The following is a 22,490-nucleotide window of genomic DNA, read 5'->3' as shown; positions in this document are numbered from 1 at the left end:
AGAAGCATTTCTGCCCGCGAGGACTATCGGACGATCAAGTTTGCCACGATAGCGCAGGCGAAGCCCACCACAAGGATGGCTGCGGCCGTGAGGGTGACCAAGTCAACGGTCCACGGGTGGTCGCCTTCGCCGACAAGATCGACGTGTCCAGCGCGGTTTTGGTCTCGATACACGTGAAAGTGCATTGGCAGCGGCCTCCGTCTGCGGTGAGGCTGTATCTGGAGGAAGTTCCAGATAGGCCACGACAAGGGCCCCTTTGCGTACGCAGAATATCACGTTCTGCGGCCGCCTGCGCGGCGATCAGCGCGACGGCCATCATGGCGATGACGACGATGACCGCGAACACGCCGATCACCCCCGTCGGCGGCTTCACCGGGCAGTGATACTCGCGGCAGGCGGGTAGTTGGACGGTCACCATCCCTTGGATGGTCGCGAGGCACAGCATCGCCTCGAAAAGAAAGCGAATGAACTCACTAACACAACTTATACGGGTCCTCCCTCTACCTGCATAGGGGTCGGGTGGCGCGCCCCCGACCGGGGTTCCCAGAGATAAGAAATTTTATGAGGTCAACAACAACAACATTGAAATTTTGTTATAGAAGGGGCTTACGAGTGGAAGAGGAACTTGTAACTTCATATCGTGCATCGCGCCTCCTTGGACGCGATCGGCAGACCATCCAACGCGCCGTCGATCGTCTCGCGCCGGACGCCTTCGACGCACACGACCGGCCGCGCTGGTATTTGTCGCGGATCGCCGAGGCTCTTGCAAAGAGCCCGCGCGAGCGCCGCGAGAGCAGCCGCGTCCGTGACCGCTACCGGCTGCATTCCAAAGAGCTGGATGGGCTCATCGCCGAGTTCGAGAAGCAGGTCGCTGCCATTAGCGCCGAGCCGTCGCTCGACAAGCGGCGGCAGATGGCCGTCACGCTTGCACCGCTGCTTGCGGAATATCAGGCGACCTATCTCGATGTTGGCCGATCGCACCGTATCGACGACGACGCGCTTGGCGCTAGGACCGACTTGATCTGGGGCGAGATGATGGAGCAGGTCTCGGAGGCGGCCCAGTGGCCACGTGACGGCTGTGACTTCTTTGCGGAGATGTTCGCGGCGCAGTGGCCGGACGCCGAGGATGAGGAGGTGGTGGGATGAATGACGACCAGCAGTCACTCGCCGCCGATCTCGACCGGCTCGCATCCGAACATACCCGGCTCGCCGCCCATGCCGCTCGGCTTGCCGCCCGCGTCCGCCAGCTCGCTCCGGTTGGTGATGCCCTCCACGATCTCCGCACCGGCGAGTTCCTGACGACCTCGCGGGCTGCGCTTATTTGCGAGGTGACTGATCAGTGCATTCGCGACTGGATTGCGCATGCCGCCTCAATCGGCCAACCGATTGCCGAGAAAGGCGCGACATGGATCGTGAGCAAGTCGCGCTTGCTCGCCTATGTCGAGGAGCATTGCGGCGGCAAGCCTGCACGCGTGAAGGCCGAGAACCTGTTCAAGGAATACTGGCCGAAGTGGTCGCAGGCGCCGGAGGTTCGCGCGGCGACGAAGGAGCGGGTGGCAAGCTGATGATGTCCGCTTGCGCCCAAGAGCGACGCGGTTGGTGAATGGCAGCGAGATGGCGCTTCGGGCCAAAGGCGGCCGTCTCACTCGGCAAACCCGTCATCGCCGGAAAACGAGTTGGCTAGGATGGTTTTTCTGCAGGCTGAAAATCGGAGGCGGTGACCGCTAGTTGTTTCTTGGAGGATCAACGCACCTAAAGCCCCGCCCATCTTCACGCGGCGACAGTTTTCCTCCTTCTTCGGTACAGCGCTTCATACCGTTGCTATCCAAAAATGGTTGGTTGGACGCCCCCCCGAACGCCAAGTAAGTTAGGGCCACTCCTAAGAAGATAGCGGGTAGAGCTATATTTAGCCACTTTGCGCTTATTGTCGTCTGCAAGCTTCCCGCCGCTTCGACTTCGGTGGTGCCTAACCGATCGAACCTCCACATTGCGTACCCAAATAGAGCTCCCAGGAAGGCACCGGAGAAGACGCAGGCCCAAAGCAAATCTGTTGTCCCGTAGCCCACGGTACGAGCTAATAGCTTGCCAGAGATCAACGCTGATCCCGCACCAATAAGCGAAAGGAAGACTGGCGCCGACGCTTTTGCCGACCGAATAGCCATCGCGGATAACGGAAGCGCGACGCAAGTAACTGGCCACGCGATTTGCGCCCCAACCAATACAGGCGCGACAACAACCACTGGCGAGGCGAACGCCAATACAGCGACTAGCCACACAGCTAACAGGGAAGGCAGAAAAACGAGGCCGACATACCCCGCCAACAGGGACGTCCCGATCATCAGCAACAAGATGATCCAAAGCCGTCTATACATTGCTCTCATCCGCCGTTGAAAGGCACGATATATCCCGAGCGTTTAAATCATCTAGCGCGAGCCTAGAGAGTTTTAGTGGATGGTTTGTTCAATGATTAATCGAATGGCCTTGGATGTCTGCTTCGGGTCCATTTTCGACCGGGTCATCGCCGGGTCTTGGCCGCTTGACGTCCGCTTAGCTCCGAAAGGTGCCGAAGGCGGAAAGCGGAAAAAAAGCAAAAAACTTGGCCGCGCCAAAGCGAAAAGAGCGTGAAGTTGGCGGCGCCCAAGTGCGTGGCCTCCACAAATCGGAGCGCGGCAGCCTAAACTCACAACATGAAACTCCCATTCCGCAGAACCATGACCCAGAAGATCGAAGACACTATCGCCGCGCTCACCAAGCGCGGTGCGCAGCTCGACGCGCAGCGCAGCGCGGCCCGGATGGCCTTAGACAAGGCCACCAAGGCCCGGCAGGACGCGCTGATCGGTGTCGATGATCTCGACGATCAGAAGCTGATCAAGTTGCAGCGCGCCGTCAGCGATGCCGCCAGCCTGCTTGAGGGGATCGATGATGCGATCGGCATCCTGATGAAGGAGAAGGCCGAAGCCGAAGCCCGGCTTGCCGCTGAGCAGGACCGCATTGCCCGCGCTGCTGCGGCCGAAGAGGTCACCACCAAGGTCTCTGCCATCGAGAAGGCGTTAAAGCCTTGGATTGAACAGTCGCGCATCCTTGCTGACGCGCTTGGTGAGCTTCATTGGAATTTCGAGTGCGGCCAGCTTGCCGCATATGTGCAGAACTGCGCGGCGCAGGTCGAAACTGCTCTGAATTTCCACAGTCCCGAGCTGAACGCGATGCCGCTGGCTATCCGCGACGGCTCGATGGCGATACCCGCACCGAAGCCCGCGCCCGTTGCCCCGGCGGCTCCGCCCGCCGTGACCCCGGAGCCGTTGTTCGATTATCAGCCGGTGAAGCACGGACCGACGTTCAAGGGCGGAGTGCCGCGTTCCCCGAAGCTCGACCCGGCCTTGGTGGCGGCCGATTTCCGTGTGATCGATCGTTCTTCTGAAGAGCGTGAGATCACGATCGCAGTGCCGAGGATGCTGTAATGCTGCCGCGCCGCGATCAGCTTCAAATTCGGCTCGCCGCTGACGACGCGTCGGCAGGCGGGCCGCTGACCTATGACAAGCACCAGCACACCGTCGAGGCCGTGATTTCGATGGGCTCGCCGGTCAAGCGCAGCTACGGTACCGAACTGCTGCGCATCTCGCCCGACGCGGTCGATCTCAGCCGCCTGCGCGAGGGCGGCATCCCGTTGCTTGATCACCACGCTCAGAGCAGCATCGACAAACTGCTCGGCCGTCTCGTTGATGCGTGGTTCGAGCACGGCGCGCTGGTCGGTCGCTTCAAGTTCAATCAGACCGAACAGGGCCAGAAGGCCGAAGGCATGGTCGCGCGCGGCGAGCTGACCGGGATCAGCGCGGGCTACAGGGTCGATCAATGGCAGATCACCGACGCAGATGGCGGTGTCGTCGATGAACGCGATGCGCGCTGGGACGACGACCTCACCTTCACTGCAACGCGGTGGCAACTGTTCGAAGCCTCGCTCGTTGGCGTGCCTGCGGATGCCGCGTCATCGATCCGGTCGCTCGGCGATCCTGACGTGCTAAGGAGTGTCCGTGCCCGCATGCGGGCGCGGCACAATATCGTCCTGCGCAATAGCCGACTGTCTCATGAATAAACGTCACCGGCGGTCGGAGGCCCTGCGATCTGTTGCACGGTCCCGCCGGTTCACGTGCGCCGCCGCCGTCGTGTTCTCCTTCGCGACGTGCGGCGGCCCGCAACGGAGTATGTGGAATGACTGATCAGGTCGAGAACTTTGAGACCGACGAAGACGACGAGTACCACAAGATGCTCACGATGATCGGTCGCTCCGCGGACGACGATCTAAGGGTCTCGATACACGAAAGCGGTCACGCAACCTGCGCGCGCATTCTCGGAAAGCCGCTCGGTGGCGCGACCGTGCAGCCCGACACGAACGGCAGGTATGGAGGGCTCGTGTGGGGACCGGAGTACACTGTCTCATTCAGCAACGATGTCGAAGGCGATGGCGAGCGGGATGCCCAGCGCGAGGCGAAGCACTCCAACATCTGCGCGAGGCTGCGCAACCTGATGCCTCGGGTGGGCGAGGATCATGGCGGTGATGTCGCAGACATCTATGCGCATATCGTCAACCGTTGCACGGAGCTTGCAGCGGGTACCGTCGCGGAAAAAATGCTTCTCCCCGGTGCCCCCGTGCCGTCCGTCAGCGACGTTGAACAGGCAGTCGAGCTTGCGAGTTTGATCTCTACCTCCTCCACGGCGGCCGAACACTTCCTGAAGTTCTGCGAACAACGCGCATACGACCTCCTGTTTCCGCATGTGCCGATCATCATGGCGTTGTCCATCGTGTTACGCATCCGTCGCACGCTCGATGCAGCCGCGATCGATGAAGTGATCGGGACCACCGTCGCGGGCTTCGAACTGGCGCGCGAGAAAGCCGCCCGGCGCGAGTGGCAAGCCCGCGCAGAGAGCGCCAAAAAGTTTGAGGAGATGTTTGCCCACCGCTAAGAGCGAACAGCAACCGATGCTGGTCGCAAAGTTGTCGATCGGGGACTGCGAGGTGCAGCAGCGCACCTTGCAGTAGCGCTCAACATCATGCGTGAGATCGTGTAGTATGCAGTTGCGACACGATGTGGATCATTGGGCGGCGACGGATGTACTCGCGCTCGATGATATGAAATACCCCTGCGAGCAAGGGCTCGCGGGGGTATTTTTATTTTGCCACCTGTCAACACGCCAACGGCGCGCGCCGAGTTTCCAGAGCAGATCGTCATGTCCGCCAATCTGCGGATGTGGACGACGTGCTTTTGCAAACGTAAGTCGCAAGCTCGGAACCCCTGAATTACCCCTAGATAGCCCTGAATAGCTACCTTCCGCGATCGGGCGAATTGGTCCAAGTAGATGGTCGAGCTGACCAACTAACGAGGTTAACCGTGACCGTGCCGATCCGCCGCAACGTCGTGCGCCTTGACGAGTTCGAGGAGCTGCCTTCGACATGGAACGGCCCGCACGTGGCGCTGCGCATCACCAAAGGCTTCACGACACTCCGGTTGCTGCCGCGCCGCGATCGCTTGGGCGTGCGCTCGGCATGGCCGCCGCATATGTACGAATATTTCGATTTGGTCGCGCAGGCCGAACAGGGTGAGCTTGAGCGCACCATGCGGCAGCAGAACCGCGTGCGCATCCAGCCGAGCGCGAACGAGATCGCGTGTATGGAGGCAGCACTCGGCTGGCCCGCGCAATACTTGCGCGCCCAGCCTGAACTCTGTGAAGCCGTCAATGCGGTCGCGTTCGCGCATTCGCGCGGGCTCGATGCGGGTTGGGTGACGAAGAGCCGGGGCGGTTACGCCGATGCGTGGCGTGAGCGCCATGACGAGGGCTGTGAGCGGATCGCGGAGGGACTAATCAAGGATCGCCTTAAGGTGTTTTGATGAGTGAGAACATGAGCACGAGCAGCGAGAGCAAACCGATGCGGCTGGGGACCGTGAAGGAGGCGTGTGGCTACGGCAAGATGGGCCGCACCAAACTCTATGAGAAAATCAATGAAGGCGCGATCGTTGCGTTCACGCGCGGCAATCGCACGTTCGTTGATCTCGATAGCATCGATGCCATGAACGCCCGCGCGCTTAAGCCATGGAAGCCGGGCAAAAAGATGCCAGACAAGAAGGGTCGGCGCAGGGGAGCACGCGTCCAGTAGCGGCGCGCACTATCGCCGAACGAATTAAGCCGCCCGGAAGGGCGGCCTTTTTCTTTAGGCGACCGCCTTGAGCTTGGGCCGATCGGCGCGCATCTCGTCGATGCGGTCGCTCCAGAGCTGCATCAGATCGCAACGCTCTTCCCAATAGCCGCCACGATCGTAGATCGCCTGCGTGGAAGCATCTTCGTGATCGAGCTGCACTTCGATCAACGCCTTCTGCTCGGCGAAGCGGGGCAGTTTCATGCCGTTTACGATAACGCGCTCAGCATTGAGCATGGTCGAGGCGGTTGAGCGGAAGCCATGGGCGCAGTGAATGCCCTTGTAGCCAATCCGGTTCAGCGTCTCGTTGATCGATACCGCAGAGATGTGTTTGTTGCGCATCTGGATGGCGTCGCCGCCCTTGCCGGGGCGGCCGGGGAACAGGAACCGATGGCCGCCCGTTAGCTTGTGCAGCTCGCGTAGCTCGGCGAGCGCCTGCCGTGAGAGCGGCACTTCAAAGTCCTTGCCCATGCGCGAGGACTTCTTCTGCTTACGGTGCGTTCGCATCTTGAGGGTTTCCCACGGCACGATCAGCTTCTTGGCGTCCCAATCGACATGCGCCCATTCGGCGGCTGCCAGCTCGCCGGGACGAACCCAAATCAGCGCCAGCAGCCGCAAGGCATGGCGATCAACGGCGGCGTGACGCTGCCGCTTGTCGTGCCCTATGACGCAGCGATGGTCGATATCGCGCAACAGCTTCCCGAACGCCTTGGCGTCGGTGAGCGCTGGGCGCGGCTCATAGGTTTCGGCAGGGCTGGTGAAGGCGTCGCCGTAGCTGACGCCAGCGAACGGGTTCATCTTGAGATAACCAGCCACCACGGCATAGCCGCAAATGGCGATGGCGTCCTGCTGGACCCGCAGCCGGGTCTCGTACGTCTCGGCGCGCTCGCACTTGCGCAGGACCTCGACGAGATCGAGGGCCGCGAGCGTGCTGATCTCCTTGCCCCCGAACCCGGCATTGAGCTTTTTGATGCTGTTCTTCTTGGCCTTGATGGTGCGGTTGGCACGGCGGGTCTCGGGGTACTTGGCATCTAGCCATTCTTGCGCGACCTCGCGAAAGGGGCGGCGGGCCGCCGCTGCCTCCTTCTTGGCGGCGACCTCCTGACGCTTTTCGGTGACCGGGTCGCCACCCGCTACGACGATCTCGCGCGCGGCCCGGTGCCTCTCGCGCGCCTGCGCCAACGTGCATTCATCAAGGTTGCCGAAGCCAGTCAGGCGCTCTTGCCCGGCGACGCGGTACTTATAGCGCCAGTAGCACTCGCCCTTCGGCGTCTTGAGCAGAAACAGGCCGCCGCCATCGGCGTACTTGCCGGGCTCGCCGTTCTTCTGGATTGCCTCGACCTGCTTGGACGTCAGCTTGTTCAACGCTGCCATTTTGCCCCTCTCCGGCGTGGAATGAGAACCTTAAATGAACGTCATCGAGGGGGCACGCAATGGCCGTACCCCCAGCCGTACCCCCAATCGGTCGCGGCTGCACACGGTTTGTTCTGGACGTTGTTGGAGGAGAACGGACAGGGGGTTTTGTCAAAACCCCCTGAAAAATAACTACTTCTCGAACAAAAAAGTTGGCGGGCGGAGGCTGGCGGACAGGGTTCTAAAGCGCCGTGACGAGGATTTTCTTCTTGTTTGCTGCCATTTCCTGCCCTTAGGAGAGTGTCTATGGCCGTCCCAGGACGACGCCACTCGCCTCGTTTAGCAGGTGCATGTTGTTGAGGTCCACAGCCAATCGCATCGGCGCACCCTCGCGCGCGCCCCAGTTGGGGTTGACGCGTCCGCAGATCTGAGCGCCTTCGAGGGTGAAGTAGACCAGCGTCTCCATCCCCATCGGCTCGGTCACATCGAGGACCGTGTCGAAAGCTTCGACACCCGGTTCGGCGTGCGGCCGCGCCTCCGTGATGTGCTCGGGGCGGATGCCCATCAACAGCGGTTCGTTGCGCGGAATATTCTGGTAACGTACGGCGCGCTGGCCCGGCACCGGGAAGGCGAGGCGGTCGGTGAGGCGGACGTTGAGCTTGCCGTCAAGCTCCTCGAGCCGGCACGGCACGAAATTCATCGCGGGCGAACCGATAAAGCCGGCGACGAACCGCGTGGCCGGGTTGTGATAGAGTTCGTTGGGCGTACCGATCTGCTCGATCCGGCCTTTATTCATGACCACCACGCGATCGGCCAGCGTCATCGCCTCGACCTGGTCGTGGGTCACGTAAACGGTGGTGGTGCGCACCTTCTGGTGCACCTTCTTGATCTCGATGCGCATCTGTACCCTGAGCTTGGCGTCGAGATTGGACAGCGGCTCGTCGAACAGAAAGACCTTGGGATTGCGCACGATGGCGCGCCCCATGGCGACACGCTGGCGCTGACCGCCGGATAGCTGTTTCGGCTTGCGGTCAATGAGGTCGGTAATGTCGAGCAGGCGGGCGGCTTCGGTGACACGGGCCTTGATCTCGGCCTTGGGGTAGTGCTTCAGCCGCAGTCCGAAGGACATGTTCTCTTCGACCGTCATATGCGGGTAGAGCGCGTAGTTCTGGAACACCATCGCGATGTCGCGATCTTTCGGCGGAACGTCGTTGACGACGTCGCCGCCGATCATGATGTCGCCGTCGGTGATGTCCTCGAGCCCGGCGATCATCCGCAACGTGGTCGACTTGCCGCAGCCGGACGGACCGACCAGCACGACGAACTCCTCGTCGGCTATATCGAGGTCGATGCCGCGCACGGCTTCGACATCCTCGTAACGTTTCACCACTTTGCGCAGATTCACTTCGGCCATCGGCTTCAACCCTTCGTCGCGCCGGCGGTGAGGCCGGCAATGTAATAATCCATCAGGAAGGCATAGATGATCAGCGGCGGCGCCGCGCCAAGCAGCGCGCCGGTCATGATCTGGCCCCAGTTGAACACGTCACCCTTGATCAGCGTGGTGACGATGCCGACCGGCAGCACGAGTTGATCAGTCGAGGTGGTAAAGACCAGCGGATAGAGGAACTGCGCCCAGGACACCGTGAAGGCGAAGATGGTGGCGGCGATGAGTCCCGGCAGCGCCACCGGAATGAAGATGCGCGTCAGCGTCTGCAGCCAGGAGGCACCGTCGATGATGGCGGCCTCGTCCAGCTCCTTCGGGATGGACGCGAAATAGCCGATCATGATCCAGGTGCAGAACGGCACCGTCAGCGTCGGATAGACCAGCAGCAGCACGTACCAATGGTTGACGAGTGGGATTCCTGTCCAGTCGCTGAAGAACGAGAACATCTTGAACAGCGGAAGAAACAGCAGCGAGTCCGGGATCAGGTAGGTCAGGAAAACGCCGGTTGCCAGCAGCGCCGAGCCCCAGAACTTCATGCGCGCCAGAGCAAACGCCGCGGGTATGCTGATCAGCATGGTGATGATCACGACGACGACCGACACCATCGCCGAATTGAGGAAGAAGCGTATGTACTGGTTCGATCCCAGCAACTCGATGTAGTTGCTGAGCGTCGGATGAAACACCCACCAGGGATTGGTCGCCGCGGAGATCTCGGCGCTGCTCTTCAGCGACGTGATCAGCATGTAGAACGGCGGCGTGAGCGAAAAGACCGCGAACACGATGAGGAAGAAATACGACCAGCGCAACGCCCAGGCGCGGCTCCGGCTCACGCTGCCGTATTTGACCTTGCGGGTCGGTCCGGATTTATCGATTGCAAGTGTGCTCATCAGGCTTCGTTCCCACGTTTGGAGATGTCGCGCAGGATGAAGATCGCCGCGATCGCCAGGATCGGGAACATGAACAGCGAGACGCTGGCGCCGAGCGGAATATCGCTGCCCTCAATGCCGACCCGGAACGCCCAGGTCGCGAAGAGGTGAGTGTGATCCAACGGGCCGCCATTGGTCAGGATTCTGACGATGTCGAAATTGGCGAAGGTGACGATCAGCGAGAACAGCGTTGTGATCGCGATGATGTTGCGCATCATCGGCAGCGTCACGTACCAGATCCGTTGCCACCAATTGGCGCCGTCGATCGCGGCGGCCTCATAGAGCTGATCCGGCACCGACTTCAGCGCCGCCAGGTACATGATCATGAAGAAGGGAGCGCCGTACCAGATATTGACGAGGATCACCGAGAAGCGCGCCCAGCCGGCTTCGCCAAGCCAAGGAATTGGGCCGATGCCGAACAACGAGAGTGTATAGTTGAACGCGCTGTAGGAGGGATCAAACAGCCAAAGCCAGGCCAGCGTGCTCATTGCGGGCGGGATCACCCAGGGCACCAAGAGCATGCCGCGCCATTTGCGCTGGCCTTTGGCCGGGATGTTGTGGACGAAATGCGCGACGATGAAGCCGATCAGCGCCTTGAAGATCACGGCCGTGATGGCAAAGATGCAGGATTGTTTGACGACCAGCCAGAACGTCTCGCGCCTGAACAGAAACTGGAAATTGCCGAGGCCGACGAACTTCTGCATCGACTTGTTCAACGTCGCCAGATGCAGCGAGTAGAACGCCGGATAGATCACGAGGATCGCGATCAGCAGAATGAGCGGCAGCGTCATCAGGAACGCAGCGGTGGACTTCCGCTTGAGCGCGTAGCGTAGGCTTGAGCCGCGCCGGGTGCTCGTTGCGCGGGCGATCCTGTTCTGTTGAAAGGCGACATCAGCCATGGTGCGTGTTCCTTGCAGGGACTTTCACCGGCAAACCGTTCCGCCGTAGTCAGCTTCCGGCTCAGGCGACGAGGGATGCACCGTGGCAAGCCGCGCTCGGCGGGTTGCCACGGGCAGGTTCACCCCGTCAGCTTCGCAGGAAGCCCTCGCACTCGCCTTCCGCCCAGGCGAGCGTGTCTTCCATCTTCTCGCCGTGCGCATAGCGCAGGCACATCTTGGTCTGCGTCGCCTGGAAATAGATCTGTTGGGCGACCTTGGGCGGCGCCGGCGAAGCTGCGATGGAGAGTACCTGATGGTGATACGGGTTCGGGTAGTGGTAGAGCGTGCCCTTCGGCGGCTCCGCCTCCGCCCACACCTTCAGGGTCGTCAGGTTCTCAAAGGCGGGCAGATCGTACCCGCCGCTGGCGTCCACCATCTTCTCGATCGAGGACGGCTTTGACAGATGAACGAGGAGGCTCTTGGCCGCTTCCTTGTTCTTCGAGAAGGTCCAGATTGACCAGAAGAAGGGCAGGAATGGCGCAAAGCGGCCCTTCGGTCCCACCGGGAAACCATGGGTCCACAATTGCTCTGCCACTTGCGGCGCATCGCGTTTCGCCACCGCCCAGGCGCTCGGCGGGTTCATGATCATGGCACCCTTGCCGGCGACCAGCCACTTGTTGTTCGACGCGTCGTCCCAGGCCGCCACATCGGGCGGCAGGAAGGGGACCAGCTTCTTGTAGAATTCGAGCGCCTGCCGGACGTTGTCAGTCTTCACGGTGAGATCGCCCTTGGCGTTGACGAGCTCCGCGCCAAAAGCCTGGAAGAACGCGCCGGCGGTGTCGACGGAGTCGGAAGTTTCACCGAGCCCGATGCCGAAGGGATAACCGGCCTTGTGGCAGGCCTCGGCCGCCTTGAGGAAGGTATCGGTGTTCCAGTTGTCAGCCTTGGGCGGGCTGCCGGCCGGATACATCTCCTGCACGTCGATCCCGGCATATTTCTTCATCAGGTCGATGCGGGAGCAGGGGCCCTTGATCTGGCTGCCGACGCAAGCGGGCACGCCCATCCACTTGCCGTCGAGATTGCCGAGATACTTCACCGTGCCGTTGACTTCCCCGTTCTGCTTGATGATGGGCTCCATGATGTCGTTCACGGGTTCCATCAGGTCGGAATTGGAATGACACCACCAAGTCGGCATCTGGAAGATATCGTGGCCGGACTTCGCCTGCGCTTCGGCGGCAATGGTCACGAGGTTCTTGTTGCCCTGGCTCGTGATGTAGTCGATCTGAAGGTCGACCTTTTCCTTGGCCGCCCATTCATTGCAGAGATCAGTGGAGGCCTTGTTGGCGCCGGGAACCCAGTGATCCCAGAAACCGATCGAGAGTTTACCGGCTGCGTGCGCCGAACGAACGTAAGGCGCGGCGACGAGCGCGGCGGATGTGACGGCAGTGCTGGCTACGAATTCACGGCGTGTGAGCCTTCTCCCTGACATGGCGTTCCTCCTGGTGAGCCATCTTATGTGATGAGAAATCTCGTTTTTTGTTTTTGCATCGCGGCCCAGTCAGGCTTCGCGGAGATTTCATTGCCAGTGATCAGAGCAGAATTGAAAGCTTCTGTCGAGAAATCCGGTGACGGAGTTCTCTAGAACTAATGTTGCGTCCGATGCGCCTGCCTGCCGAAAGTTAACAGGCGTTTGCGATCACGCGGCGTCGAATATTGCGTCGCACATAATGCGCCGTCGCTATCTCTCCGCTTTGCGCTGCGTACGCGTTGCGCAATCACACATCAATCGCGCTCTGTCATTGCCGCGATCGCCAGGCAAGCATGTACGGCTTCGCCTGTAATGGCCTCGCAGGTCACGGTTTTTCTCGATCGCTGCAAAGCGTCGCACACGGTGGACTTACGTACTGCGGAAACGTAAGAATCGAGCTGCAGGATGGGGAGTCCCGCCGCTCGTTAAACCCAACGATTTTCGATTCCGATCCGTCATGGAGCCTGGCAAATGATCAGCAGGACGTCGAAGCTGCGTGCGCGGTTAAAGCTGTGCATCGCGCTTGGGGCCACCGTAATCGCGCTGTTCGGCGCGCCGCGACAGGGTGACGCGCAGGGGCTGGTGAAGGGCGTGGAACAGGGCGCGCGGGAGGGCAACAAGGCGGCAGGTCCTGTCGGCGGCGTCTTGGGTGGCGCGATCGGCGGGGTTGTCGGCGTCGTCACCGGCGTCACGGGCGTGTTCACCGGGAATACCGGGCAGCAGGCGACCGCGCCCGCTGCCAACGACAAGAACGACAAAGACAAGGACAGGCAGAGCAACGCGGCAAAGGCGCCGAAGGCCACCAAGACGGCCAAGGCTCCGAGCGCGCCTCCGAGCAATAACGCGTCTCTGAGCAATAATAATAAGCCCGTCACGGTGCTGACGCAGGAGGGCGAGCCGCAACTGACCGCCGAGCAGATCGTCGCCAACAACGACGTGCTCATCGATCGGATCAAGAAGGAGCTGAACCTGACGGCGGACCAGGAGAAGAATTGGGGACCGTTCGCAAGTGCAATGCACTATCTCGGTCACAATGGCGCCGACCGTCTCAACCTGCGCATCGCCCGCGCCAAGCGCGATCCGCCCGATGACATCGTCGAACAGATGCGCAATGAGGCCCAGTTTCTGGTCGACCGCGCCTCCGATCAGCGCAACGTGGCCGACGCCGCCGAGCCGCTCTATGCGAGCCTCGACGACAAGCAGAAGCAGATCTTCATCGAGGAGATGGTCCGCCTCAGCCACGAGCGCGGTCTGGATTGAGAGGCGAAGCGGCGCATGGCGCGTCGCCGGACGACGCGCTCTCGTTTCGATGTGCCCAGCGCTTGCGAATAGCCGGGCACGCGTGCCCTGGGGTAGGTTAAAGGCCCGGCACCCGGCTATCCTGCCGCAGCGGCGCGGCTCCTCAAATCCTCAATGCAATGATGAAGAAAAGCCGACCGTTTCGCGCCGGACTGATGGCTGCGGCGTGACCTTTGTCGGGATCGACATGACGTGAGCGCGGCGCGTTGCAATTCGGCCGCACTCGGCGGCCGGATGGTACCGCAGCCGTTCTTGTGCAGGGCTTAAGCCCTTGGGAAATTCAGCTCAACTCCGACGCCATCGGGATCATAGAGAAAGAACTGGGTGTCACCGGTACGCGCCACGATGCTCTCCCGAAACGTCACACCCTTGGAGCGCAGGCGATCGCGCATGGCCTCCACACCGGTGGCGGCAAAGGCGATATGGTCGAAGCGGCCGGTGTCCGCGTACGTCTTCTCGGTGCCGCGCACGACAATCCCCTCCCGCGGCTTGCGGGTGCCCATCAGGTGCACGGTGGCGACCCCGCCGGAGTAGAGCCAATAGCCCGGGAAATCGAGCGGCGGACGGTCGCCGATTTCGAGGCCGAGCACGTCGACATAGAAATCCTTGCTGCGCTCGAGGTCCCGCGGCTCGATCGTGAAGTGCTGTAGTGTGCCAAGCGGCATGCTCTTGTTCTCCCTAGACGAAGGTGAGGTCGGCGTCGGCGCCGAGCATCCAGGCACCGACGGTTTCGAAATGGCTCATCCGCCCCTGCAATTGCTGGGTCACGGTGTGCATGTCGCGAAAGCGCCGCTCCAGCGGGTGGTTCTCGAAGATCGCTGTCGCGCCGGCAGTATGATAGGCGAAGTCGACCGCTTCGCGCGCTTTCACGATGGCGTGCGTTGCTGCCATCCGCACGACGATACGCTGTTCCACCGTGATCATTGCACCGGCCTGAAGCTGCTTCCAGATCTCGGCCATTGATTGCAGCACGAAGCCGCGGGCGGCGCGGAGTCCCACTTCGGCCTGGGCCAGGCCCGACTGCACCACGGCATTGTCGCGCAGCGGGCTCTTGAAGCCGCGCGGCACCTTGTTGCGCGCCAGATCGACGAAGCAGTCGAGCGCGCCGCGGGCAATGCCGCAGGCAACGCCGGCAAAGCCGACCTGGTAACAGGTGCCGGAGCCCATCCGGTAGAGCGGACCGCTCTCCCGGCATTCGCGATCGAACTCCCGGGTAATCGAATGGTCGGCGCGGACGAAGAACTCGTTCAGGGCGAACTGATCACTGGCCGTGCCCCGGAGGCCGACCGTGCTCCAGATGTCCGTCCAGGTCACGTCCTCGCTCCTCACCAGCATGGTGCGTTCGATCTGAACGCCGTTCTCGTCGCGTTTTGGCGAGCCGTCCGCGTTGAAAATCGGACAATGCGCGCCCAGCCAGGTGGCGTGGCGGCCGCCCGAGGCAAAGGCCCAGACGCCCGTCACGCGGTAGCCGCCCTCGCATTCGATCGCCTTCACCTTTGGACCCGGCCCCCAGGCAAGCACCGCACGGGGGTCATCGCCGAAGATCGCCTGCGCCACCGGCAGGTCGAGATAGGCTGCCGACATCGCGCAGCCGCCGGCCTGGCTGAGGCACCAGGCCGTCGAGGCGTCGGCCTGCGCGATGGTCTCCATCACGTGGAAGAAGGTAACGGGATCGGTCTCGATCCCGTTGCATGAGCGCGGCAGCAGCAAGCGGAAAAGCTCGGCTTCATGCAGCCTGTCGAGCAGGGGAGGCGGCAACCGCCGCTCCCGTTCGATGTCGTCGGCGGCGGCCGCAACCGCCTCGCGGAGGGCTTGCGCGCGGGCGAGCACGCCTGGATCGCCAGCAAGCTCGGCCGTGGTTGCGGCAGGCATGGCCGAACCCCCTCAGGCCTGCCGGACCTGCTGCACCGCGGGCAAATCGGCCGCGGCGTTCAGCTCCTGATCGATCTGCTCGATCGACTTGCCCTTGGTCTCGATGCCCAAGAAGTAATAGACGGCACCGGCCATCAGGAACCAGCAGCCGAGATAAACGAACGCCGTTGGGATCTGCGGCAGTGGCACGTCCGGCTTGAGATAATTGTTGGAGCCGACGATCAGTGCGAGGCCGACGGGGCCGATGATCTTGCCGATGCCGCCAAAGCCATAGGCCGAGCCCATGCCGGAGGTGCGCAGATGCGACGGCCAGACTTCCGCGGCATAGGGGCCGACGATGGCAAAGCCGCCATCGGCGAAGAAGAAGGTCAGCGCCAGGATCAGCCAGAATGCCGAAATGCCCATGACCGTTGCATCATAATTGTAACCCGCCAAAATGGTCAGGAATCCCGCGCCGAAACCGAGCAGGCCGCCGGCGTTGCGCCGTCCCATGAATTCCGAAAAGAACGAGAACGACAGCCGGCCGATGAAGCCGAATACGCTCAGCAGGATCATCATCCGGGCGGCCCCCTGCGGGGTCACCTTCAGGAGCACCACGAACAGCGATGGCGCCCACAAGGTGAGGCCGTAGACCCCGGTTTGGGCTCCGGCATTGCCGAGCCAGGACACGATCAGGCTGCGCGGATATTTGAAGAGATCGAACCAATTGCTGACAACGACCGGTCCGGCATCGGCCGCGGTCGGCATTGGCAAGGAGGACGGCTCGACCTGCAGCGCCCAGGCGAGCGACTTGCGCGCCTCCGCATATCGGCCCTGCCGGCAGAGCCAGCGTGGGCTCTCGGGAACCCAGATGCGGACCAGGAGCACCAGCAATGCCGGCAGCACGCCAATGGCAAAGAGCAGCCGCCACTGATCGGTGCCGATAAAGGCGCCGAGGACCGCTCCGATGCCGACGCCGAGAGGAATGACGCAAGTGACGAGCCCGCCAACCCAGCCGCGCTTGGAGGAGGGCATGAATTCCTGGACCAAGGGCAGGTCGACGCAATAAAGGCCGCCGACGCCGGTGCCGACGAAAAAGCGCATGATCGCCAGATAGATCCAGCCGTTGTCGGGCGTGAAATAGAGCAGGCCCGTGGCGACCGAGAAATTGATGACGGTGCCAATGAAAACCAATCGGCGGCCGAGGCGGTCGGCAAGCCAGCCCCAGGCATAGGCGCCGATGATCGCGCCGATTCCCGAACTCATGAGCACGGTCGCGGATTGGCCGAAGGTGAGCTTCCACGGCCCGATCAGAAAGGCGAGCACGAAGCCGATCAGGAAATAATCGAAGAACTCCAGGGCATCGCCGATGATGGCGGCGAGGAGAATCTTGATCTGATTTCGGGACAGACTCGTGCGTCGATCGAGTATATCGAACATGGCATTTCCCCAATGGCGCATGTTCATTTTTTTAGGAGGCGAGCGTTGCGCCTGCGCTTTTCGCCTTCATCCGAAGGCTACCCTGCGATTGCGACAAGCGGCAAGGCCGGAACCTCGTTCGGCTTATGGCTATTGCGGCGCGGGAGAGTAGGCGCAAATGTCGATGCGATGCGCACGGCAAGTGCCGGGATTCAAAGCCGGTTTGGCGCAACGTCGCATCAACGCGCCGCGATGGTGTGGCCAACGCCACGCCGGGCTATGACTGCAAAGTGATTGGTCTCGCCCCAAACCGGCGGGCAACAGCACGCGACATCAGCGCGCCAAGAGTTTGCTAAGCCGCTTGTCCAACTCCTCGAACGACATCGCGCCTTTCACCATTTCGCCGTTAATGAAGAAGGTGGGCGTCGCGCTAACCTTGAGCTGGTCAAAGGCGAATTTCTGGCCGGCCCCGATCTTGTCGAGCATTTCCTGGTTCTTCTCGCAGGTGTCGACATCCTGCTCGCTCATGCCGAAATGGCCGCCGATGGATTTCAGCGTATCGGTGGTGTGTGCCACGACCGCGTCCTGCTGCTTGAACAGCATCGTGAGCGCGTCGAAATAGCGCTGCGCATTATCGCCGGCGATGCAGCGCGCAAGCATCGAGGCGGCTACAGCCTTGATCTCCAGCGGGAACTCCCGCGACACGAAGCGAACCTTGCCCGTGTCGATGTATTTCGTCTGCAGCATAGGAAAGACGTTCTCCGCAAAGGCTGCACAATGCGGACAGGTCAGCGACGAGTATTCGATGATGGTGATGGGCGCCTTTTCGCGACCGAGGGTCATGTCGGGCAACGGCTGCGGCTTCGCCAACAGCGTCAGCGTCTGCGCCTTGTCCGCACGAGCCTCTGGCAGCACGAACAGCGCGGTCAGCACAAGTAGACCAAGGGCGGCGAGGCGAGAATGGATCGGCAATGGCTTGCTCCGAACGGCGGGCGTTGAGTCTGCCTCAAAGGCACCGCGTCACATGCAGCCATCTCGCTACCGCGAAACGTGTGATCTGACAATCGGCCACGGGCCGGGTCCTATTGGAGCTCAAATGCCGGGTGAAATGGCCAGAGCAGGCGGCACAAAGCGGGAAAGCTTTAAGGGGGCGATGATCACCGACCGCCGGCTCGCCGCGGATCCGTAACCAATCGCAACGGCGCCAGCTTAAGCGACGTGCTGGAGTAGCTCCTGTCACGGGGAGCCGATGTGCCGAGCACCTTTGCGATCGTCATCGCAGTTGTCGCGGCGTGATCGGAAGCGCGTTCGGCCGCCAGCCGATCCTTGGCCCGCTCCTGGATCAACAGCTCGATCAACGCCAGCCGCTTTTTCTCGTCATTCGCCTCGGCCAGCAACTGCCGATAGCGATGATAGTCGTAACCGCCATCCTGCTTACGCATGTTACGCCCCAACATGCACGTGTGCGGGTAGTGTTTCGCAAGGCTGACGGCGGCACAATAGTCTGTGTTAAGGATATCAACCGTTGTTTTCGTTAGACCCGACATACAAGCAGGATGACGACTGTCACGATCGCCGTCAGATCATGACCCGGAGCGGTCAGACGACGCGGTTCTGTCTGATCGTCTCACGAAAAAATGAAGCGCTCAGCTTTGGCGTTCGGCGTTGGGTCGCGAAATCGACCCGGTAAAGTCCGAAGCGCGTTTGAAAGCCGTCGATCCATTCGAAGTTGTCCATCAGACTCCAGAGAAAATACCCGGACACGGGTATTCCTTCCGCTGTCGCGCGTTGCATCTCGCTCAGATAGCCGCGCAGATACATGATCCGATCGATATCGACGACATTGCCGTTCGCGTCAGGTTCGTCGACGGCGGACGCTCCATTTTCAGTGATGTAGATCGATCGCACGCCCCATAGCTTCGCCACGTGACGCGGCGACCAATACATCGCTTCAGGTCCAATCCTCAGCCACGAGGAGTACATGTGCGGGAACGATGCGGGAAATGGCACCAGGCTAAAGCCGTCCTGTCCCTCGCTTGCGACGACATATTGGTCGGGCTTGTAGATGTTCAGCCCGATGAAATCGATCGGGGATGAAATGACCCTCAGATCCTCGGTCGTGTATGTCGGAGCGGCACCTCCGGCTTCCGCCAGGAAGCGCTGCGTATATTGTCCCTCCAGTATCACGGTGATGTAACTGGCGTTGAGTTCGCGAGTCGCCGCTTCCGCCGCGCGTACGTTGTCGGGCGTTGCGACGGCAGGTATGCAGGTCAAGATATTCTCGGCCGGTCCGACCTTGGTTCCGGCTTTTCCATGAGCGCGGATGGCCTGCACTGCTAGTCCGTGTCCAAGTGCGACATGGTGGCGTACCTGGTTCAGTTCACGTGCGGATAGTTTCAAACCGGGCGCATCGACGCCCAGGCCATAGCCGAAATGCACGAGCCTCGAACATTCATTGATCGTGAAAATGTGTTTCACCCGATCGCTCAGGCGTTCGGCGACATAGGCTGCATAATCGGCAAATGCCTTTGAGGTCTCGCGGGACTGCCAGCCGCCGAAGCGATCCTGCAGCGCTTGGGGTAAATCCCAATGATACAGGGTGGCAAACGGCGCGATGTCGCTCGCCAGTAATTCGTCGACAAGGCGGTTGTAGAAGTCGAGGCCCCTTGGGTTCGGTGCGCCCGATCCTTCGGGAAAGACGCGAGGCCAGGCGATCGAGAAGCGATATGCCTTGGCTCCGATAGCCTTCATCAATTGAACGTCTTGCTTGTAGCGATGGTAATGATCGTTGGCGACGTCGGCATTGCTGTGATCGGCGATCTTTCCAGGGGTGTGAGCGAAGCGGTCCCAAATCGATGGACCTCGTCCGTCTTCATTGACGGCTCCCTCCACTTGATAAGCGGATGTCGCAGTTCCCCACAGAAAGTCGTTGGGAAAACGCGATTCGCCGCCGGCGTGCGGCAGCGCTCCGGCCCGCTCGGCCCGGGCGGACTTGATGGAAGATCTCGTCAGTCCGAGAGCGGCCGACCAGCCTGCCAGCTTGGCAAAATGGCGCCGGGAAAATCTGTTGAGCAGCATGGTTCAGGCCAAGACAAATTTGCATGCGAGCAAGGCTAATCTGTCGTAGCCAGCCCTTGAGGCAGGTCAATATAGCAGCTATCGAATTCTCACCTAAACCGCTAATCACTCCAAACCCGATCGATACGCCTTGCCGAGGACGCCTCCCATTGCCGTTCGTGCGCCGCTGGCGCTTCTTGTCCTGTCCCTGGGCCTGATCGCCGCGGGCTGGTGGTGGTTGGGCAGGCCAGTGACATTGGCGTCCGCGCCGGTCGATCCGGCGATCAAGCTGGATTGTGTGTCCTACGCGCCGTTTCGCGGCGAGCAAACGCCGTTTATGCAGGATCTGATCATCAGCCCGGAGCAGATCGCCGCTGACTTGGCCGAACTTTCCAAGGTCACGCAATGTGTTCGCACCTATTCGATCGATAACGGCCTGGACAAGGTGCCTGAACTTGCTTCCAAGGTCGGGCTGAAGGTCATTCTGGGCGTTTGGATCGGGCGGGACCGTGCCAAGAACGCGCTGCTGATCGACCAAGCGGTATCGCTGGTCGAGAAATATCCCGGCGTGATCACGGCGATGATCGTCGGCAGCGAGGTGCTGTTGCGCGGCGAGATGATTGCGTCCGATCTTCGGCAGACCATCCGCTCAGCCAAGTCGCGCGTGAAGATTCCCGTGACCTATGCCGACGTGTGGGAGTTCTGGGAACGCTATCGCGTCGTCGCCGATGACGTCGATTTCATCACCATCCATGTCCTGCCCTATTGGGAGGACTTTCCTGTCCGCGCCGAGCAGGCGGCCGCTCATGTGGATGAGATTCGCAAGCGGGTCGCGCTTGAGTTTCCGGGCAAGGAGATCCTGATCGGAGAGGCGGGGTGGCCGAGCAGGGGGCGCATGCGCGAGGGGGCGCTGCCATCACGCATCAACCAGGCGCGCTTTGTTGCCGAGCTTGTCGAGCGTGCGCGGCGGGAGAATTTCCGCGTCAATCTGTTCGAGGCCTACGACGAGCCGTGGAAGCGGCAGTGGGAAGGCACGGTCGGGGGCGCCTGGGGCGTGTTTGACGGTTGGACTCGCGAGCTGAAATATCCGGCTGGGGCGACGGTCAGCAATCATCCGCTCTGGCGCCTTCAGCTTGCGGGCGGCCTCTTATTCGGGCTTTGCACATTTGGCTCCGCCTTGCTCGCGCTCAGGCGGCGGCCGTCCTTGCCGCGCCTGGCATCGTGGGTCGGCGTCGCAATGTCGGCAACCTTGGGCGGGATTTTGCTGGGCCTCGCGGCCGAGGATTTTCTCTACCAAAGTTACGGGCTCGGCGGCTGGCTCCTGCAGGGCTCGCTGCTGAGCGTAGGCATGGCCGCGCCAATCCTGTGTTCGAATGCGATCACGTCGAAGCGGGCGATACCGACATTTCGGGAGCTGATCGGCAGAGGCGAGGGCGCGCCGCTTGCATTGCCAAAGCAGATTTTGGGATTCGCGTTGATGGCCGTGACGCTGCTCGCGGTGGAGACCGCGCTCAGCCTCGTGTTCGACGCGCGGTGGCGCGATTTCCCCTTTGCGAGCCTGACCATGGCCGTCGTGCCGTTCTGGACAGCGACGTTGGCGAACCGTTCGACGTCGTCTGCGCGACCGATCGCGGAGGAAGTGTTCGCAGGCCTGCTTGCCCTCGCCGCGATCTATATTGTCTTCAACGAGGGCTTTCGGAACTGGCAGTCCCTGTGGACCTCGGCAGTCTATTTCCTGCTCGTCAACACACTGTGGCGGGCGCGTTCCCTGCCTGTTGCCGCGATGGTCCCCATGATGCCAACGGTTTCTGCGCGAGCAGGTTTGCAGCCGGCGAGTGTCGTGGAGTTTATTGCCGGCGCGTCATCGAATGACAGTCACGCAAGTCCTGATCGGATCTATTGAGTCGCGTCCGCCTCGAGGCAGTGGAGCAGGAACGCAGTTCGCTCGCGTGGCATCACTTTTGCGATGTCGGCCTTCTTGGCGCATTCAAGTTGCCTGATCTGCTCGGCACGGCGCTTGACGGCCGCGTCGCGATATTCCGGCGCAACGGTACTGGGATCGACCAGCCGCTCCGCCAACGCGGGTGAGATCAAGAGCCATGCGAACAACGCGGCTCGGAAGAAAGCCTTCAAAATCGCCCCCTGCGAATTGGCATTTAAAAAAATCGGGCGAATCCGCAAACCGATCGCAACAAGTACCGGATCCGCTGCTATGTTAAACCTCAATTCGCGGATCGTTGGCTAGCGCCTCGGGTCGGACCTCTTGGCTTTGCCCACTTCCTTGCTGAAGGAGGCTGCCCCAAGGACGAGCGCGATCAGAAAGGCGACGGCCACTGCTGATCGGCAAATTTGCCGATCAGACAGCCCAAATTGGTCCACCGCCAGGCAGTCGAGGATGATCGCCGCGTAGCTCGCAACACCAAGGGCGATCGAAGCCGTCAACAGATCGATTTTCTTTGTCATCGTGATTCCAGAACAACCGGCTGCGCATTGAAGGGGTAAATGGGGGAATGCGCTGTGAACAGGTTCACAGTTTCCGATCCACGCC

General features: G+C 61.3%; 21 protein-coding genes and 1 pseudogene. 9 read left to right on the top strand and 13 right to left on the bottom strand.

Annotated elements, in window-relative coordinates; all coding sequences use genetic code 11:
* The first annotated feature begins 612 nt into the window (after positions 1-612).
* From P6U23_RS20720 to P6U23_RS20690, 7 genes are all read left to right on the top strand, one after another.
* The gene (locus tag P6U23_RS20720; protein ID WP_407174431.1) at positions 613-1,146 is read left to right on the top strand and encodes a hypothetical protein; all 534 of its coding nucleotides are present in this window, start codon (positions 613-615) and stop codon (positions 1,144-1,146) included.
* A complete protein-coding gene (locus tag P6U23_RS20715; RefSeq protein WP_407174429.1) occupies positions 1,143-1,565 on the top strand; it encodes a hypothetical protein in 423 nt (140 codons plus the stop codon). Before P6U23_RS20720 ends, P6U23_RS20715 begins: the two co-directional genes overlap by 4 nt.
* Before the next feature lie 1,146 nt (positions 1,566-2,711).
* On the top strand, positions 2,712-3,458 hold the full coding sequence (locus P6U23_RS20710; protein ID WP_407174427.1) for a hypothetical protein: 747 nt from the start codon (positions 2,712-2,714) through the stop codon (positions 3,456-3,458).
* Positions 3,458-4,090: an HK97 family phage prohead protease gene (locus tag P6U23_RS20705; protein WP_407174425.1), complete on the top strand. Its 633-nt coding sequence runs from the start codon at positions 3,458-3,460 to the stop codon at positions 4,088-4,090. Before P6U23_RS20710 ends, P6U23_RS20705 begins: the two co-directional genes overlap by 1 nt.
* A 32-nt stretch (positions 4,091-4,122) precedes the next feature.
* On the top strand, positions 4,123-4,959 hold the full coding sequence (locus tag P6U23_RS20700; RefSeq protein WP_407174423.1) for a hypothetical protein: 837 nt from the start codon (positions 4,123-4,125) through the stop codon (positions 4,957-4,959).
* A 425-nt stretch (positions 4,960-5,384) separates the two neighbouring features.
* Positions 5,385-5,882, top strand: coding sequence for a hypothetical protein (locus P6U23_RS20695; protein ID WP_407174421.1), 498 nt, complete (start codon positions 5,385-5,387; stop codon positions 5,880-5,882).
* Between the two features lie 11 nt (positions 5,883-5,893).
* Entirely contained in the window at positions 5,894-6,148 is a 255-nt protein-coding gene (locus P6U23_RS20690) for a hypothetical protein (protein WP_407174419.1), read from the top strand.
* 54 nt (positions 6,149-6,202) lie between these two features.
* Here P6U23_RS20690 and P6U23_RS20685 read toward each other — a convergent pair whose 3' ends face one another.
* The 5 genes from P6U23_RS20685 to P6U23_RS20665 all read right to left on the bottom strand — a co-directional run bounded on the left by P6U23_RS20685 (position 6,203) and on the right by P6U23_RS20665 (position 12,277).
* Positions 6,203-7,561 carry a tyrosine-type recombinase/integrase gene (locus tag P6U23_RS20685; RefSeq protein WP_407174417.1) on the bottom strand — a complete coding sequence of 453 codons (1,359 nt, stop codon included), beginning with the start codon at positions 7,559-7,561 and terminating at the stop codon, positions 6,203-6,205.
* Positions 7,562-7,844: 283 nt separating this feature from the next.
* A complete protein-coding gene (locus P6U23_RS20680) occupies positions 7,845-8,954 on the bottom strand; it encodes an ABC transporter ATP-binding protein (RefSeq protein ID WP_407174415.1) in 1,110 nt (369 codons plus the stop codon).
* A 5-nt stretch (positions 8,955-8,959) separates the two neighbouring features.
* A complete protein-coding gene (locus tag P6U23_RS20675; RefSeq protein WP_407174413.1) occupies positions 8,960-9,871 on the bottom strand; it encodes a carbohydrate ABC transporter permease in 912 nt (303 codons plus the stop codon).
* Complete coding sequence (locus P6U23_RS20670) at positions 9,871-10,809, bottom strand: carbohydrate ABC transporter permease (RefSeq protein ID WP_407174411.1); 939 nt, start codon at positions 10,807-10,809, stop codon at positions 9,871-9,873. The genes P6U23_RS20675 and P6U23_RS20670 overlap by 1 nt, the downstream gene beginning before the upstream one ends.
* Before the next feature lie 127 nt (positions 10,810-10,936).
* Positions 10,937-12,277 (bottom strand): ABC transporter substrate-binding protein, encoded by a 1,341-nt coding sequence (locus P6U23_RS20665; RefSeq protein WP_407174410.1) that lies wholly within the window; start codon positions 12,275-12,277, stop codon positions 10,937-10,939.
* A 510-nt stretch (positions 12,278-12,787) separates the two neighbouring features.
* Here P6U23_RS20665 and P6U23_RS20660 point away from each other — a divergent pair.
* On the top strand, positions 12,788-13,576 hold the full coding sequence (locus P6U23_RS20660) for a Spy/CpxP family protein refolding chaperone (protein WP_407174408.1): 789 nt from the start codon (positions 12,788-12,790) through the stop codon (positions 13,574-13,576).
* Positions 13,577-13,878: 302 nt separating this feature from the next.
* On the opposite strand, the gene P6U23_RS20655 is transcribed toward P6U23_RS20660, so the two are convergent.
* From P6U23_RS20655 to P6U23_RS20630, 6 genes and pseudogenes are all read right to left on the bottom strand, one after another.
* A complete protein-coding gene (locus tag P6U23_RS20655) occupies positions 13,879-14,280 on the bottom strand; it encodes a VOC family protein (protein ID WP_407174406.1) in 402 nt (133 codons plus the stop codon).
* Between the two features lie 13 nt (positions 14,281-14,293).
* Positions 14,294-15,487 (bottom strand): acyl-CoA dehydrogenase family protein, encoded by a 1,194-nt coding sequence (locus P6U23_RS20650; protein ID WP_407174404.1) that lies wholly within the window; start codon positions 15,485-15,487, stop codon positions 14,294-14,296.
* Positions 15,488-15,499: 12 nt separating this feature from the next.
* Positions 15,500-16,906, bottom strand: a complete 1,407-nt coding sequence (locus P6U23_RS20645) for an MFS transporter (RefSeq protein WP_407174403.1) — start codon at positions 16,904-16,906, stop codon at positions 15,500-15,502.
* Between the two features lie 312 nt (positions 16,907-17,218).
* Positions 17,219-17,857 carry a DsbA family protein gene (locus tag P6U23_RS20640; RefSeq protein WP_407174401.1) on the bottom strand — a complete coding sequence of 213 codons (639 nt, stop codon included), beginning with the start codon at positions 17,855-17,857 and terminating at the stop codon, positions 17,219-17,221.
* 284 nt (positions 17,858-18,141) lie between these two features.
* Positions 18,142-18,327: pseudogene (locus P6U23_RS20635) on the bottom strand (hypothetical protein); the annotation flags it as partial.
* A gap of 157 nt (positions 18,328-18,484) precedes the next feature.
* Positions 18,485-19,960, bottom strand: a complete 1,476-nt coding sequence (locus P6U23_RS20630) for a GH1 family beta-glucosidase (protein WP_407181529.1) — start codon at positions 19,958-19,960, stop codon at positions 18,485-18,487.
* 133 nt (positions 19,961-20,093) lie between these two features.
* On the opposite strand from P6U23_RS20630, the gene P6U23_RS20625 reads away from it, so the two are divergent.
* A complete protein-coding gene (locus tag P6U23_RS20625) occupies positions 20,094-21,845 on the top strand; it encodes a beta-(1-6) glucans synthase (RefSeq protein WP_407174400.1) in 1,752 nt (583 codons plus the stop codon).
* Here P6U23_RS20625 and P6U23_RS20620 read toward each other — a convergent pair.
* Positions 21,839-22,075, bottom strand: a complete 237-nt coding sequence (locus P6U23_RS20620) for a hypothetical protein (protein ID WP_407174399.1) — start codon at positions 22,073-22,075, stop codon at positions 21,839-21,841. The genes P6U23_RS20625 and P6U23_RS20620 overlap by 7 nt on opposite strands.
* A 108-nt stretch (positions 22,076-22,183) precedes the next feature.
* Positions 22,184-22,405, bottom strand: a complete 222-nt coding sequence (locus P6U23_RS20615) for a hypothetical protein (RefSeq protein ID WP_407174397.1) — start codon at positions 22,403-22,405, stop codon at positions 22,184-22,186.
* Positions 22,406-22,490: the final 85 nt, after the last annotated feature.

Source organism: Bradyrhizobium sp. STM 3562, from assembly GCF_045571435.1.
Classification (GTDB): Bacteria; Pseudomonadota; Alphaproteobacteria; order Rhizobiales; family Xanthobacteraceae; genus Bradyrhizobium.
The sequence above is the reverse complement of the archived record's forward strand: the minus strand, read 5'-3'. Positions and strand labels throughout refer to the sequence as shown.

Bases quoted from the DNA above. Each gene is read 5' to 3' on its own strand.
- P6U23_RS20715 (WP_407174429.1), top strand. From the start codon at position 1,143: ATGAATGACGACCAGCAGTCACTCGCCGCCGATCTCGACCGGCTCGCA.
- P6U23_RS20710 (WP_407174427.1), top strand. From the start codon at position 2,712: ATGACCCAGAAGATCGAAGACACTATCGCCGCGCTCACCAAGCGCGGT.
- P6U23_RS20705 (WP_407174425.1), top strand. From the start codon at position 3,458: ATGCTGCCGCGCCGCGATCAGCTTCAAATTCGGCTCGCCGCTGACGAC.
- P6U23_RS20690 (WP_407174419.1), top strand. From the start codon at position 5,894: ATGAGCACGAGCAGCGAGAGCAAACCGATGCGGCTGGGGACCGTGAAG.
- P6U23_RS20685 (WP_407174417.1), bottom strand. From the start codon at position 7,561: ATGGCAGCGTTGAACAAGCTGACGTCCAAGCAGGTCGAGGCAATCCAG.
- P6U23_RS20680 (WP_407174415.1), bottom strand. From the start codon at position 8,954: ATGGCCGAAGTGAATCTGCGCAAAGTGGTGAAACGTTACGAGGATGTC.
- P6U23_RS20675 (WP_407174413.1), bottom strand. From the start codon at position 9,871: ATGAGCACACTTGCAATCGATAAATCCGGACCGACCCGCAAGGTCAAA.
- P6U23_RS20670 (WP_407174411.1), bottom strand. From the start codon at position 10,809: ATGGCTGATGTCGCCTTTCAACAGAACAGGATCGCCCGCGCAACGAGC.
- P6U23_RS20665 (WP_407174410.1), bottom strand. From the start codon at position 12,277: ATGTCAGGGAGAAGGCTCACACGCCGTGAATTCGTAGCCAGCACTGCC.
- P6U23_RS20660 (WP_407174408.1), top strand. From the start codon at position 12,788: ATGATCAGCAGGACGTCGAAGCTGCGTGCGCGGTTAAAGCTGTGCATC.
- P6U23_RS20655 (WP_407174406.1), bottom strand. From the start codon at position 14,280: ATGCCGCTTGGCACACTACAGCACTTCACGATCGAGCCGCGGGACCTC.
- P6U23_RS20650 (WP_407174404.1), bottom strand. From the start codon at position 15,487: ATGCCTGCCGCAACCACGGCCGAGCTTGCTGGCGATCCAGGCGTGCTC.
- P6U23_RS20645 (WP_407174403.1), bottom strand. From the start codon at position 16,906: ATGTTCGATATACTCGATCGACGCACGAGTCTGTCCCGAAATCAGATC.
- P6U23_RS20615 (WP_407174397.1), bottom strand. From the start codon at position 22,405: ATGACAAAGAAAATCGATCTGTTGACGGCTTCGATCGCCCTTGGTGTT.